This window comes from Lentzea albida (genome assembly GCF_900111005.1).
In the GTDB taxonomy this organism is placed as follows: domain Bacteria; phylum Actinomycetota; class Actinomycetes; order Mycobacteriales; family Pseudonocardiaceae; genus Lentzea; species Lentzea albida.
Map to the genome: position 1 here is coordinate 191,611 of NZ_FOFV01000018.1, position 13,431 is coordinate 205,041.

General features: G+C 70.7%; 13 protein-coding genes and 2 rRNA genes. 11 read left to right on the forward strand and 4 right to left on the reverse strand.

Annotated features, from left to right (window positions below; translation table 11 throughout):
- Positions 1-5 precede the first annotated feature (5 nt).
- The 9 genes from BMY74_RS35195 (at position 6) to BMY74_RS35235 (ending at position 10,942) form a co-directional block, all read left to right on the forward strand.
- Positions 6-362, forward strand: coding sequence for a peptidase inhibitor family I36 protein (locus tag BMY74_RS35195; protein ID WP_089923234.1), 357 nt, complete (start codon positions 6-8; stop codon positions 360-362).
- Positions 363-481: 119 nt separating this feature from the next.
- A complete protein-coding gene (locus BMY74_RS35200) occupies positions 482-2,884 on the forward strand; it encodes an AAA family ATPase (RefSeq protein ID WP_089923239.1) in 2,403 nt (800 codons plus the stop codon).
- Positions 2,881-3,297, forward strand: a complete 417-nt coding sequence (locus BMY74_RS35205) for a hypothetical protein (RefSeq protein ID WP_089923242.1) — start codon at positions 2,881-2,883, stop codon at positions 3,295-3,297. Before BMY74_RS35200 ends, BMY74_RS35205 begins: the two co-directional genes overlap by 4 nt.
- The gene (locus tag BMY74_RS35210) at positions 3,275-4,111 is read left to right on the forward strand and encodes a metallophosphoesterase family protein (RefSeq protein ID WP_089923245.1); all 837 of its coding nucleotides are present in this window, start codon (positions 3,275-3,277) and stop codon (positions 4,109-4,111) included. Before BMY74_RS35205 ends, BMY74_RS35210 begins: the two co-directional genes overlap by 23 nt.
- Positions 4,108-6,735 carry an AAA family ATPase gene (locus tag BMY74_RS35215; RefSeq protein WP_089923248.1) on the forward strand — a complete coding sequence of 876 codons (2,628 nt, stop codon included), beginning with the start codon at positions 4,108-4,110 and terminating at the stop codon, positions 6,733-6,735. The genes BMY74_RS35210 and BMY74_RS35215 overlap by 4 nt, the downstream gene beginning before the upstream one ends.
- 352 nt (positions 6,736-7,087) lie before the next feature.
- Positions 7,088-7,723, forward strand: a complete 636-nt coding sequence (locus BMY74_RS35220; protein ID WP_089923250.1) for a hypothetical protein — start codon at positions 7,088-7,090, stop codon at positions 7,721-7,723.
- Between the two features lie 174 nt (positions 7,724-7,897).
- Entirely contained in the window at positions 7,898-8,806 is a 909-nt protein-coding gene (locus tag BMY74_RS35225) for a helix-turn-helix domain-containing protein (protein WP_177230080.1), read from the forward strand.
- A gap of 28 nt (positions 8,807-8,834) precedes the next feature.
- On the forward strand, positions 8,835-9,950 hold the full coding sequence (locus tag BMY74_RS35230; protein ID WP_143091831.1) for a hypothetical protein: 1,116 nt from the start codon (positions 8,835-8,837) through the stop codon (positions 9,948-9,950).
- A 62-nt stretch (positions 9,951-10,012) separates the two neighbouring features.
- The gene (locus tag BMY74_RS35235; protein ID WP_089923260.1) at positions 10,013-10,942 is read left to right on the forward strand and encodes a hypothetical protein; all 930 of its coding nucleotides are present in this window, start codon (positions 10,013-10,015) and stop codon (positions 10,940-10,942) included.
- Here the strand turns inward: BMY74_RS35235 and BMY74_RS35240 are convergent.
- Positions 10,915-11,727 (reverse strand): NmrA family NAD(P)-binding protein, encoded by an 813-nt coding sequence (locus tag BMY74_RS35240; RefSeq protein WP_089923264.1) that lies wholly within the window; start codon positions 11,725-11,727, stop codon positions 10,915-10,917. The genes BMY74_RS35235 and BMY74_RS35240 overlap by 28 nt on opposite strands.
- 88 nt (positions 11,728-11,815) lie before the next feature.
- Between BMY74_RS35240 and BMY74_RS35245 the strand changes: the two genes are divergently transcribed.
- Together BMY74_RS35245 and BMY74_RS35250 are read left to right on the forward strand one after the other, a co-directional pair.
- Positions 11,816-12,175, forward strand: coding sequence for a nucleotide pyrophosphohydrolase (locus BMY74_RS35245; RefSeq protein WP_089923267.1), 360 nt, complete (start codon positions 11,816-11,818; stop codon positions 12,173-12,175).
- Entirely contained in the window at positions 12,172-12,762 is a 591-nt protein-coding gene (locus BMY74_RS35250; RefSeq protein ID WP_245786530.1) for an LURP-one-related family protein, read from the forward strand. Before BMY74_RS35245 ends, BMY74_RS35250 begins: the two co-directional genes overlap by 4 nt.
- A gap of 2 nt (positions 12,763-12,764) precedes the next feature.
- Here the strand turns inward: BMY74_RS35250 and BMY74_RS45425 are convergent, their stop codons facing one another.
- The 3 genes from BMY74_RS45425 to BMY74_RS35265 form a co-directional block, all read right to left on the reverse strand.
- A complete protein-coding gene (locus BMY74_RS45425; RefSeq protein WP_177230081.1) occupies positions 12,765-12,929 on the reverse strand; it encodes a hypothetical protein in 165 nt (54 codons plus the stop codon).
- Positions 12,930-13,091: 162 nt separating this feature from the next.
- A 5S ribosomal RNA gene (rrf, locus tag BMY74_RS35260) occupies positions 13,092-13,208 on the reverse strand.
- Positions 13,209-13,300: 92 nt separating this feature from the next.
- Positions 13,301-13,431: ribosomal RNA gene (locus tag BMY74_RS35265) — 23S ribosomal RNA — on the reverse strand; the annotation flags it as partial.

The window sequence follows — 13,431 nt, forward strand, 5'->3', positions numbered from 1 at the left end:
CGCCCATGTCCACGAAGAGCCTCATCGCCGCCCTGGTGATCACTGCGGGCGCGGTCGCCTCCAGTGGGATCGCCGTAGCGCAGAGTGACAAGAGCTGCGACAAGGGCGAGTTCTGCGTGTGGACCGGCCCGGACTACACAGGAGCCGTGCAGCGCCTCGACGTGGAATCGGCGAACCCCGGCGAGTGCATCACGCTGACGCTGACCGGCAAGTCGTTCGCGAACCGCCTGAGCAGGGACGCGACCGTGTACCAGCGGGAGAACTGCTCGACGGAGGCCGAGTTCACCACCTACCCGAAGCACGGCACCTACGTCCCGGACGCCTACTTCGTGATCAGGGGCCTGCAGGTGTGGGGTCCCTAACGACCGAACCCTCCTTTAGTCACCCTATGTAACACCACTCGATCGTGTGAGTACTCACCAGTAGCTCCACTTTCGTGCCTAAGTTGCCGCCCTATCGAGTGGTGGCAGCTGGAGGAAATGTGACCGTGGCGGGTGAAGCCGGGTTACTCGAACTGATGGCCGGGCGACTGGCCAAGTACGAACTCACCCCACGTGCGGCAGAACTGGTGCTGGCGGCGTGCCGGGGCGACGCAGCGCTGGACCGCGCGCTCGCCGGTGTACCGGCCGAGGAACCACCCGCGCACGAGCGGTCCGACGGCCCCGGCCAGGGGATCTACCTGTCGGAGATCCGCGTGCGCGGCTTCCGGGGCATCGGCCCCCAGGCACGCCTGCCGCTCGCGCCGGGTCCGGGGCTGACCGTCGTCACCGGGCGCAACGGCTCGGGCAAGTCGAGTTTCGCCGAGGCCGCCGAGCTGGCGCTGACCGGCCACAACGCGCGCTGGACCCGTGCGCGGCACGACGTGTGGCGGCAGGGCTGGCGCAACCTGCACCAGCCCGACACCGCCGTCGAGCTGGACCTCGTGCAGGCGCAGCGGCAGGGCAGGACGACGATCCGAAGACGCTGGGCGCCGGGCGAGGAACCGACGCAGGGCGAGTGGACGCAGGACGACGAGCCGTTCGACGACCGCAGGTGGCGCGACGCGCTGGAGACCTACCGGCCGTTCCTGCCCTACAGCGAGCTCGGGACCGTGCTCGACGCCCAGCCGGAAGACCTCTACGAGGCGATGCACCGCCTTCTGGGCCTGGAAGCGATCACCGAGGCGCAGCAGGCGCTCGCCGAGCACCGCAAACGCCTGGCCGAGATCGTCGCCCGCCCCTACGACCGGCGGGAGAGGGTGCGGGCGGAACTGGCAGCGTCCCAGGACGAACGCGCTCACCGCGCGGCCGAGCTGCTCGGCAGCGACTCCCCCGACCTCGACGCGATCGCGGACCTCGCGCTGCGGGCCGACGTCGGCACCGGGACCAGCCTCCTGCAGCAGATCATGGACGTGGCGCTGCCCGCGGCGGACGAGGTCGACCGGGTCCGCGAGACCTTCGACCTCGCGCTCGGCACGGTGAGCGCGGTGGCGACCGACAACGCGCAGGACTCGTTGCGGTGCAGCGAGATCCTGCGACTCGCGATCCAGTTGCAGGAGTCCGGCGGCAACCAGGAGTGCCCGGTCTGCAACCTCGGCAAGCTCGACGGCAAGTGGCTCAGCAAGGCGAAGAAGCGGGCCGAGCACCTCGCCAGGGCCGCCGCGGAGCTGCACGAGGCCGCGGACCGGCTGGACGTGGCGGTGGCCGCGGCGCGGGCGCTGTGCCAGCCGGTGCCGCACGTGCTGACCGAGGTCCAGGACGTGCTCGACACGACCGCGGTGGTGCAGGCCTGGCAGGCGTGGCAGGCCTGCGTGTCGATCGACGACCCGGTGCGGCTGCGGCACGTGGTGTTCGACCGGTACGCGGAGCTCGCGCAGGCGGTGGAGCAGCTCAAGGCCGTGGCGCGCGAGCAGATCGAGCGGCACGACCTGGTGTGGCGGCCGATGGCGATCGCGTTGTTCGAGTGGCATTCCCAGGCACAGCAGGCACTCGCCGACTCCGAGGTGCTCGCCGACGTGACCGAGGCGGAGAACTGGATCCGCAAGACCGCGGCGAGGCTGCGGGCCGAGCGCAGCGCGCCGTTCGCCAAGGAGTCGCAGCGGATCTGGCAGCGGCTGCGCCAGCAGAGCAACGTCGACCTCGGCGCGGTGCGGCTCGGCGGCACCCGCAACGTCGAGCTGGACGTGTCGGTCGACGGGGTCTCGAACTCGGCGCTCGCGGTGATGAGCCAGGGCGAGCTGCACTCGCTGGGACTGGCGCTGTTCCTGCCGCGCGCGATGGTCGACGAGAGCCCGTTCCGGTTCGTCGTGATCGACGACCCCGTGCAGGCGATGGACGCGTCCAAAGTGGATGGTCTCGCCCAGGTGCTCGCGGACGTCGGGCTCACCCGCCAGGTCGTGGTCTTCACGCACGACGAACGGCTGGTGGAGGCGCTGCGGAGGTTGCGGCTGAGCAGCACGGTCTGGGAGGTCTACCGCGGCGAGGCGTCCCTCGTGCAGGTGCGGATGGCCGAGGACCCGGTCGGCCGGTGCCTGAGCGACGCCCGCGCGATGCGCACCGACGAGAGCCTGCCGGACGCGCTGCGGGCCGAGCTCGTGGCGTCGTGCTGCCGCACGGCCCTGGAGTCGGCCTCCCACGCGAGGTTCCGGCGCGAACGGCTGGTGCGCGGGATGCCGCACGCCGAGGTCGAACGCCAGCTGGAGCTCGCGATGACGACCCGGCAGAAGCTCGCGCTGGCCGTGCTCGACGACCTGGCGGAGCCGGCGAAGTTGTTGCCGCACCTGGAGGACGTCGTCGGGTCGTGGGCCGTGGACCTGCTTCAGGCATGTCGCGTCGGCGGGGACAGCGGGGACTTGGACGTGCTGATCAGAGACACCGAACTGCTCGCGGGATGGTTGCAGCGATGACCCTTTCCTCCGACGTCCAGGACCGGCTGACCTGCGTCGCGAACCTGCTGGCGCGCCCGGACGAGCTCGACGGCGTGCGCATCCGTTGCTGCGCCGAGCTCCTCCGCACGGCGGTGGAGCGCTCGGTCGCCCGCGCGTGCGGTGCCGAGAACTCCGACGAGCCCGTGCAGGCGCTGCTGATCAACCTGGCGTCCCACGTCGACGTCGACGTGGCGTACGACGTCTCCCAGCTGTGGCACGCGCTGAGCCGCGCGATCCGCCACCACGGCTACGAGCTCACCCCGACCGTCGAGGAACTGACCGGCTGGCACGCCGACACCGCCGACGTGGCCGAGGCCCTCCAGCTGCACCTGACCCTGTCCGGCACGATCGACATCCCTGAAGGCACCGGTGAAACTGCTGTTGTTCGCTGACCTGCACCTGGACACGCGCTTCCCCAGCGCCGGTCCGGTGCGGCGGAAGGCGTTGCGCGACACGTTGGGTCGCATCGTGGACCTCGCCGAGGAGACCGGCGTCGACGCGGTGCTCTGCGCCGGCGACCTGTACGAGCACGAGCGCTGCTCCCCCTCCACCGCCGCGTTCCTGCGGTCGTCGTTCGACTGCTCCGTACCGGTGTTCCTGGCTCCCGGCAACGACGACTGGTACGGGCCGGAATCGGTCTACCAGCAGGTGGACTGGACGCCGAACGTGCACGTGTTCTCGTCGCGGACGATGACGCCCGTGGATCTTGCGGACGGCCTGACGCTGTGGGGTGCCGCGCACGTCGGGCCCGGCCCGGCGCGGGACGTGCTCGACGGTTTCGCGGTGACCCGCGGCGGCGTGAACCTGGCGCTGTGCCACGGTTCCGCGCCCGGTGACGTCGCGATCACCGGGCTGGACCACGCCTTCCTGGGGCACGTGCACACGCCGGAGCATGCCGTGGACTACACGTTCCCCGGCAACCCGGATCCGTTGACCCCGGGGGAAACGGGCGAGCGCGGGGCGGTGCTGTGCACGGTCCACGACGACGGCTCGGTGTCGCGCGAGGTGTTCGATGTGTCGGCGTCGAGGTCGCTCGACTGGCTGGACTCGGAGAAGGCGTTCCCGTTGCTGGACTTCGACTCCGTGGCAGCGGAACGGACCGTGCGCGGCCAGTTCGTGCGCGACGTGCTGGCGGACACGGGGCTGGACGAGGCCATGCGCGGCCGCGTGCTCGCCACCGGCCTGCGGGCGTTGGAGGAACGATGAAGATCGAGTCCGTGACCGCGCACGCGTTCGGGCCGTTGCACGACCGCACGTTGCCGTTGGCACCCGGTCTGACCGTGGTGTCCGGGGTGAACGAGTCGGCGAAGTCGTCGTGGCACGCCGCGATCCGCGCGGCCTTGTGCGGTGACCCGTCCGCGCGGCACCGCCCGTGGGAGGGCGAGTCGTGGCGGGTGGCGGCGATGGTGTCGCTGGAGTCCGGCGAGGTCGTCTCGGTGGACCGCGATCTCAACGACGACTCGGTGCCGGACGTGTCGCGCCGGCTGGGTCTCGACCGCACGTCGTTCACCGCCACCGCGTGCGTGGACCAGGCGCAGCTGCTGACCGTGCTGGACGCGGCGGACGGCCTGCAGGACCACCTGCGGCGAGCGGCCGCCACGGCGGGCACCGACGGCACGGTGGAGCAGGCGCTGCAACGGCTGACCGCGCCGGTGGACGCGTTGAAGGAGGCGCGGAACCGGTTGCGCGAGGCCGAGACCGACCTCGCCGTGGCCCGTCGCGAGCACGCCCGGTACCTGGAACTGAGCGCGCAGGCCCGTTCCGCGGCGGCCGCCCGTGCCCGCCTGGAGGTCGAGGAGCACACCGCGGCGGTCGAGTCGCTCACCGCCCGCGTGGCGCGGATCGCCGAGCTGCAGGAGCGCTTCGGAGACGCGCCGCCGTCCGGGATCGCCGCGCAGGAGGAACTGGCGCGCCTGGTGAACCGCGCGACGGCCGCGTGGCGTGCCGCACCGAGTCCCCGCGTGCTGACGGGTCCGTCGGCGGAGGCGCTGGAGCACGAGCTCAACTCCCTGCCGGAGGTCCCGGTCGGCGAGACCACGCTGGACGACGAGCTCCGCGTCGTCGCCTCGGCCTACGCGACCGCGTCCGCCGTCGCCGCCGCGCACGACGAACGCCGGCCGTCCCCGCCGACCACCGCGGAACCGTCGGTGCTGCGCGGCCTGGCCACCCGGCTCGACCCCGCCGCCGGTGGCCGCCTGACCACCGCGTCGATCGAGGTGGACGCCGCCCGCGTGCACCAGGACGAGGCGGCGGCCGACGCGGCCCGCACGCAGGTCGAGGCCGACGTGGCCGCGGCGCGCGTGCAGGAGATCGCGATGCCGAACCCGTTCCTGCGCAACGCCTTGCTGGCGCTGAGCTGCCTGACGACCCTCGTCGGCGGCCTGCTGATCCTGACGGGCCAGCACCTCGCGGCCGCGGGGGTCCTCGTCGCCGCACTGGTGGCGGGCGTCGCCGGCGCGCTGTCCCGGGGCAACGCCCCCGAACGCGAGGCGGCCGTGGTCTTCGCCGCCGAACGAGCCGCCACCGCGACCGAGTCGCGCACCAGGCTCTTCACCGCCGACCGCGCCCTCGCCGAGGCCGAGGGCCAGCGCGCCGTGGCGGCGGAGGCCGTCCGGGTGCACGACGAAGCCGTCGCCGAGTGCGCGTCGCTGGGCATCCCCGCGGACCGCGAAACGTTGTGGCGCCTGGCGAATCGGGGCGCGTGGGAGGCAGAACACGCCGACCTCGTCTCCGAGGTCGCGCGCACCGAGAAGGCCGTCCGCGTGGAACTGGCGGCCCGCGGCAAGGCCGACCCCACCATGTCCGTGCCGGACCTCCTCGTGGACTACGAGACGGACTGCAAGGTGCGCGGCCGCCAGGCTGTGCTGGCCGCCCAACGCCCACTCCTGGCCCAGGCCCTCGCCGACCGCCGCCTGGCCGAGGCCACCGTCGCCGAGGCCGCCGCAGCCCACACCCGAGCGCTGGACCTGTTGCGCGAGGCCGTGAAGGCGATCGGCCGCACCGGCGAGCGCCCCGAGGACCTGCTGCGCGCCATCGCCGAGTGGCAGCGCGACTGGGACCGCCTGCTCCGCGAGGCCGAGGACGAGCGCAACGCGTGGGCGGAACTCCAGTCCCTGCTGGCCTCCGGCACCCCGGACGACCTGGAGGCGACCCTCTCGGCGGCCCAGACCTACCTGGTGTCGCTGCAGGAGGCCGCCCACCGCTACGCGGCCTGCGAAGCCGACCCGTCCCTGGCGCCGTCCGCCGACTCACTGGCGGCCACCGTCACCGAGATGGCCCGCTCACTCCCGAGCGTCCCGGACGCCGAAGAGGCGGTGCAGGCCGCCACCCTCGTGCTCACCGAGGTGACCACCGAAGTGGAGGCCATCGACCTCGCCTCGCACTACCTGACCGCCGCCCGCGAGAAGGTGCACAGCACCATCGCCCCCGCCCTGGAGGAAGCACTCCGCGCATGGCTGCCGTCAGTCACCGACGGCCGTTACGTGGACGCCGCCGTAGACGCGTCAACCCTGACCGTGCGCGTATGCACGGCCTCCGACGCGTGGCACGAGGCCTCACACCTCTCGCTGGGCACGGCGGAACAGATCTACCTGCTGCTGCGCGTGGCCCTCGCCCAGCACCTGGCCGCGGAACCCTGCCCCCTCCTGCTGGACGACGTCACCGTGCAGGCCGACGCGGAACGCACCCTCGCGTTGCTGGACCTGCTGCTGCGACTGTCCGCAGACCGGCAGATCGTGCTGTTCGCGCAGGACGCCGCGGTGGCCGAGTGGGCGCGGGAGCGGCTGGGTGAGCGGGACGTGCTGCACGAGCTCACGCAGGTGGCGGCCTGACCTGTCCGCAGGCCGCCAGTGCGGTGCCCAGGGCCTCTCCCCCTGGGCACCGCACTCATGTCTTGGGTGGAGGCGACACCGTGCAGCTTCACCGCCACCACTCGCGGTTCGCCTCCGGCAGCTGCCCGTGTTCCGGACGCGAGTGCCAGAAGCACCCACGCCCTTCGCAGCACCACGTCGACACGCCTGCGCCGGTTGCTCCCCGGGCCACGACGTCGACCCGATAACGCAGTGCCCGGCGTCGCGGTGCCCGCCTGACCACCGGCTCCCGCGCCGTGCCCGCGCGTCGACGTAGCGGTACACGACCAGCAGGTTTCCCGGAAATGTCAGACCCCGTCGCTACCGTCGTCCCATGACCAGCGCCGCCTTCCGCAAGCTCACCCCCACCGCCGACGAGCAGCTCGCCGACCTCGGCCTGCGCCAGGCCGTCCTGGACCGCGCGATCGCCGCCGGGATCGACGCCCGCGCCGCCTCGCCGCCGTTCGGGCCGACGAACGCGCCCGGCCTGCTCGACTGGATCCACCGGGTGGGCACGTTGCGGCAGCTGCTGGCGGCGGAGGGCTGGCAGCGCCTCGACCACTGGAACGCGGGCCTCATCCGGCACCCGTCCCGGCCCGTGCTGCTGGGCACGCTGCAGGGGAACCGCGGGACGGGGTCGGCCGAGGCGCCGCTGCGCAGCGACTACGCGAAGGGGCCTGCCATCGCGGCGATGATGCGGGACAACGACCACGACCAGTTCGCGCTGTTCGAGAACGTGCGCAGCAGCGAGGGGCTGAAGTTGTGGTTCCTGGTCACGTACCCGCTGCAGCTCGAGGACCGGCTCGTGGTGTTGCGCGAGGTGTCGCAGCCGGAGCCCACGCCGCAGAACCAGGTCATCGAGCGGTGGGCGCACCGGATCCCGTTGCCGCCGATGGAGTTCCCGCAGCTCAAGGCACCCAATGTGGACGGTCCGGAGGAGGTGGACTTCCCGATCTCGTTGCGGCGGTGACGGGCGCAGAGCCGCAGCGGAGGCTGTGCCGAGCTCGGCCAGCCTCGCTGTGAAGGGTGAGAACGCGTCGACCTGACGCGACACGCGCCTGCGATGCCGGAACGTCCGGACGACCGACCGGTACCTGGGACCCGCCTGGCAACGCGCCGCGGCAGGGGCGAGAATGACCGGATCATGCTCACGCCCAAGCGACTCACGCTCGCCCGCACCCGGCGCGGACTCACCGCGGCCGAGCTGGCGCGGAAGTCGGGTGTGCCGGCGCGGGCCATCGGCGACTACGAGCGGGGGCTGCGCACGCCCAAGGCCTCGACCGTCGAGTCGCTGGCGGGGGCGCTCGGGTTCCCGGCCGCGTTCCTGGCGGCACCGGAACCGCCCCGGCCCCAAACCGTGCCGCGGCAGGCGCTCGACGCGCAGGCCACGGCGGCGGCGCAGCTCGCGATCGAGTTCGGCGGCTGGCTGGAACGGTTGTTCGTGCTGCCCCAGCCCGACCTGCCCGCCCCGCGCACGTCGCCCCAGGGCACGCGGGAGGCGTGGCGACTCGCCACCGGGCCGGCGCCGAACATGGTGCAGCTGCTCGAGTCGCACGGTGTGCGGGTGTTCTCGCTGCCCGTCGACTGCACCGAGCAGGAGGCGTTCTCCTGCTGGCACATCGGAACGCCGTTCGTGTTCCTCACCCCGTCGGCGACGCCCGAGCAGGCGCGGTTCGACGCGGCCGTCCAGCTCGCGGTGCTGCTCGGGCACGACGAGCCGCACGAGTTCGCCGCCGAGTTCCTGATGCCCCAGCGGCACCTGGCCGGCACCGACCACCGCCACTGGCACGTGGGCAGGGACCAGTTCACGAGGTGGGCGAACCTGCACAGCCTCGTGGAGGGCGGCATGACGCGCCGCGAGACGTCCAAACTGCTCACGAAGGTGTTCAAGGTCCTCCGCGAGAACGGCACGACACCGCTGCACGTGGCCAAGGAACTGAACCTGGGGCTGGAAGAGCTCAACGGTCTCGTGTTCGGGCTGGTGATGACCGCCCTGCCGGGTGGTGGAGAACCCGGGCCGAGAGGACGCGCACGCCTTACCCTGGTCCACTGATCCGACCTGGGGGCTGCACGTGGTGTTCTTGCGGTATCTCGTTGCCGTGCCGTTGATCCTGCTCAGCTACGTCGCTGTGCCGTTCGGGCATCTGACGCTGTCGTCGTACCTGTTCCAGCGATCGCTGCCGTTCGGCGACGAGGAGTTCGACTTCGCCGCCGAGTTCACGGAGAAGTTCGCCTACCTCAACGGGTTCTGGCCCGTCACCGTGGCACTGCTGCTCTTCGTCGTGCTCTGGTGGATGACGGCGGCCTGGCCGCGCATCGCGTTGCTGCCGTCGGCGCCGATCGCGTTCGTCGGCCTGCTGACCGCGAAGGGCGCGGAGCAGTTCGTGCTGTGCGTGGCGACACCGCTGGTCGCGTGGGGTCTCGCGTGGCTCGCGGCGAAAGTCGTGTCGTGGCCGGTCACCGGTGACGTGCGGCGCTCACCGGTCGAGGTCCTCATCGGACTGCGCGGCGGCGGGCGGCTGCGGGTGCAGTCGCGCCGGCTGCTGGTCGACAAGCTCCCACCGCCCCGGCACCCGTCGTCCCCGGTCGGACGGGTCGCGATCCGATTCGACCGGATCGGCCACGTCGAGGCCGGCACGGTGGTCTCACCCGCGCAGTGGCGGTTCGGCAACACGAGCGAGCTCACGATCACACCGGGACCGGCACTGCGGATCATCGGTGGCGGGCAGGAGTGGCTGCTGCCCGTCGACGACGTCGACACGACGATGCGCCTGGTGCTGGAACGGGCGAGGCGCCGCGCCAAGGCGGATCCGCGGCCGCCGATGGACAGCACGCGGTGGGCGGAGGCGAAGAAGCTGTGGGACCTGGGGCCTTCGCAGCCGATGCGGCCGAACCAGAAGAAGGTCAGGCACGGCACGCACCACCTGATGCTGGTGCTCAGCGTCCTCACGGCGGCGATGGCCGGTTATTCGGTCTTCCGCGCGTTCAGCGGCAGCTGGAGCTTCGTCTTCGGGGCTCTCTTCTTCGGCGGCATCTCCTACGGGACGGCCCGCGGGTGGGCTTCGCTGGGCGCGGCGGTGAAGCTCGCCGAGGAGAACCCTCACTCACCGTTGGCGGATGAACCCGATCCGCGACGAATTCCTGTAACCGGCTGGAGTTCTCAGCCCACAATGCTGGGCCAAACGAGCGATTTGTGAAACGCATCGCCCGACTTGTCCGACACTGAGAGTGACGGGAAGCCGAGTCGTGAGGATGCCCCATGACGATGCAGCAACGCACAGAACCTTCGCCAGCCGCCGTCCTGATCGCCGTCGCCGTGCTCGCCCTGGTTCTGACCGTTGCTTTCGGCCCCCTGGGCTTCGTCATCGGCCTCGCGCTGTTCGGCCTGATGTTCGTCGGCACGAAGAACAAGACGGCCGACCAGATCACCCCGGTGCGCACGCGGTCCCGCCTGCGCCGCCTGTCCACGGCGGGACGGGTCGCGATCGTCGGCGAGTCGCACCACCAGGACGCCATCGCGGAGATCGCCGCGCTCGCCACCCACGAGCTCAAAGCCGACACCGGGAACGGCACCGCCGTCCCGGCCACCGCGGTCCTCGTGCCGGAACCCGCCACCCGGCACGACCTCACGGCGGTCCGGGTCGACCTCCTGCGCGGCGACGGCACCGCCGTCACCGCCGGCTACCTGCGCGGCGAGCAGGCCGTCGACTACCGGCCGCTCCTGCTCGACCTGGCCGGCCGCGGCGAGATCGGCTCGTGCCCGGCGCGCATCGTCGGCAGCGACCAGCGCTACGGCGTGCACCTGCACCTCGGCGCCCCGCGACTCCTGCTGCTCGACCACGAGGCACTCGGCACGGCACCGACGCTGCCCGCGGAACAGCAGGTCGCCGTCGTGGGCGAGCAGGTCCACCAGCACGTGCTGCACCGCGTCGTCAACGGCCGCACGCCCGCCCACGTCATCGCGGAACTGCGCGACTGCAGGATCGTTAGAGGCTCTCACATCGGTGAGCACACCCTCGAGGTGCTGCTCGAAGGTGAGTCCGTCGGCCAGCTCACGTACGCGATGGGGCTTCGCTACTGCGACATGGCACAGGAGTGGCGCGCCCGCACGGGGCGCGCGCTCTGCGAAGCCGTCATCACCAACGAGGGGACGCGCGGCCTTCAGGCGAACTTGCTGCTGCCCAAGTAGTCGGCGAACGTCCGCGGCGCACGCCCGAGCACCCGCTGCACGTTGTCGGACACATGCGCCTCCTCGCCCTTGCGGATGAGCACGATCAGCATCGTGACGAGGTCGGCGATCTCCTCCGAGAAGCCGAGCCCGCGCAAGGCCGCGGTGAACTCTTCGGGAGCGACGTCCACGTACCGGACGGGCTCACCGGTCACCTCGCTGATCCGCGCCAGCACCTCGGGGAACGACAGCGCCTCGGGTCCGCTGAGGTCGTAGGTCTTCCCGTGGTGACCGGGCTGCGTGAGCGCGACGACGGCGATCTCGGCGATGTCCACCACGTCGATGAAGGGGTGGACGCCGTCGCCGGCCGGGACGGCGAGCTCGCCCCGGCGCACCGGCTCCGCGAAGATGTCCTCGTCGAAGTTCTGCATGAACCAGGTGGGACGCAGGATCGTCCACTCGACGCCCGAACCCTTGACCGCGGCCTCGAACGGATCGTCGGCGGGCGCGCCGCGCATCGACAGCAGCACCAGCCGGGTCACACCGGCCTTCACGGCGACACCGACGAAGTCGTTCAACTGCACCGGGTTCTCCGGCGGCACGACGTAGACGGCGGTCGTTCCTCTGACCGCGGGTTCCCAGGTGTCCGGTGCGGACCAGTCGAACTTCGTGGCCGCCGACCGCGACGCCGGACGCGCGGCGGAGCCGAGGAGGCCGGTGACGCGGCGGCCGGTCTTGCCGGTGGCGCCGAGGACGAGGACGGTGTCGTCCGTGGACGGGGTGTTGATCGCGCTCAATGTTGACATGACCAGAGCTAATCAACGTTGACGCGGACGAACCATGATTGATCGGCCGCCATCCTTGCTCGTTCGTCCACGTGGTAATCAGTGGTGCATGAGTCAGCGTGATCTCGTGGACCTGAGGGACGCCCTGCGCGCGTTCGCCGCTGCCCGTGACTGGGACAGCTACCACACGCCCAAGAACCTGGTGATGGCCTTGTCCGCGGAGGTCGGCGAGCTGACCGACCTGTTCCAGTGGCTGACGCCCGAAGAGGCACGGGACGCGATGCAGGATCCGGAACTCGCCTGGAACGTCCGCGACGAGCTCGCGGACGTGATGCACTACCTCACCAGGCTGGCGGACAAGCTCGGTGTCGACCTCGTCGAGGCCGCGTTCGCCAAGATCGACCGCAACGAGCGGCGATTCCCGACCGGGAGCCTGACTCCCGTGCCGGTGGAGAAGGGGGAGCTGTGAGCTTGCAGGACGCGCACGCCTTACACGTGCACCAGAAGGTCACCTTCATGGTGAACCGCTACGAGGTCTTCCTGGACGACAACGGCGCACCGGGCGCACTGGTGGGGTTCGCCGAGCAGAAGCGGCTCAAGATCAAGGAACGGATCACCGTCTACACCGACTCGTCGAAGAACCGGGTGCTGTTCGAGTTCAACGCCCGCAAGGTGATCGACCTCGGTAGCGGCTACGACGTCATCGACGAGCAGGGCAGGTCGATCGGCCTGTTCCGCAAGGACTTCGGCAAGTCGTTGCTGCGCTCGACCTGGCACCTCGAGCAGCCGGGCCGCGGCACGGCGACCGGGGCGGAGCGCAACAAGTGGCTCGCGGGCTTCCGCCGGTTGTGGGACTGGATCCCGTACATCGGAGATGCGCCGTTCCCCATGCGCTACCACTTCGACTTCGCGACGGAGAACGGCGCTCCCGTGTTCAGCGTCGACAAGAAGACCTGGGTCCGCGACCACTACCTGGTCAGGATCCAGGATCCTGGCATCGACCGCCGGCTCGTGATCGCTCAGGCCGTGGCGCTCGACGCGCTGCAGTCCCGCTAGGACTAGAGGTAAGTCAGCAGGAGGAGGATCAGGCACACCAGCAGCACGACGCCGAGCACTGCGGGCAGGACCGACTGCGAGGACGGCGCGGGCTCGCGGGCGTGCCTGCCCCGCCTCCTGCGCGCTCGCCACCGCAAAGGTGCCTCCCCTGCCCACTGCTCGTTCATGACGATCACGGTAGGGAGGAACGGCAGGGGCCTGAGGCACGTCACCCGCTCGCCGGGGTCTCATCACCCGGTCAGCCGCTCAATGAGCACGAACACCTGCACGGAGACACGAAAAAGCCCTGCGGGGAGCGCTTGTGGCGCTCGACCCGCAGGGCAAATTAAGTTCGGCGGCGACCTACTCTCCCACACCGTAACCAGTGCAGTACCATCGGCGCAGAAGGGCTTAACTACCGGGTTCGGAATGGGACCGGGTGTTTCCCCAACGCTATAACCACCGAAACACTATGGAAATGTACAACCAGAGCCCTGTTCGAGCTCTCGATCGGTTCTGGTTGTTCTTCCAGAACCGCACAGTGGATGCGTAGCGTCTTTGTAACAAGTCCTCGGCCTATTAGTACCAGTCAGCTCCAACCGTTACCGGTCTTCCACCTCTGGCCTATCAACCCAGTGGTCTAGCTGGGGGCCTTAACCCACAAAGGGTGGGATACCTCATCTTGGAACG

Coding starts and splice junctions, on each gene's coding strand:
- BMY74_RS35205 (WP_089923242.1), top strand. CDS start 2,881: ATGACCCTTTCCTCCGACGTCCAGGACCGGCTGACCTGCGTCGCGAAC.
- BMY74_RS35240 (WP_089923264.1), bottom strand. CDS start 11,727: ATGTCAACATTGAGCGCGATCAACACCCCGTCCACGGACGACACCGTC.
- BMY74_RS35220 (WP_089923250.1), top strand. CDS start 7,088: ATGACCAGCGCCGCCTTCCGCAAGCTCACCCCCACCGCCGACGAGCAG.
- BMY74_RS35195 (WP_089923234.1), top strand. CDS start 6: ATGTCCACGAAGAGCCTCATCGCCGCCCTGGTGATCACTGCGGGCGCG.
- BMY74_RS35225 (WP_177230080.1), top strand. CDS start 7,898: ATGCTCACGCCCAAGCGACTCACGCTCGCCCGCACCCGGCGCGGACTC.
- BMY74_RS35245 (WP_089923267.1), top strand. CDS start 11,816: ATGAGTCAGCGTGATCTCGTGGACCTGAGGGACGCCCTGCGCGCGTTC.
- BMY74_RS35235 (WP_089923260.1), top strand. CDS start 10,013: ATGACGATGCAGCAACGCACAGAACCTTCGCCAGCCGCCGTCCTGATC.
- BMY74_RS45425 (WP_177230081.1), bottom strand. CDS start 12,929: ATGAACGAGCAGTGGGCAGGGGAGGCACCTTTGCGGTGGCGAGCGCGC.
- BMY74_RS35215 (WP_089923248.1), top strand. CDS start 4,108: ATGAAGATCGAGTCCGTGACCGCGCACGCGTTCGGGCCGTTGCACGAC.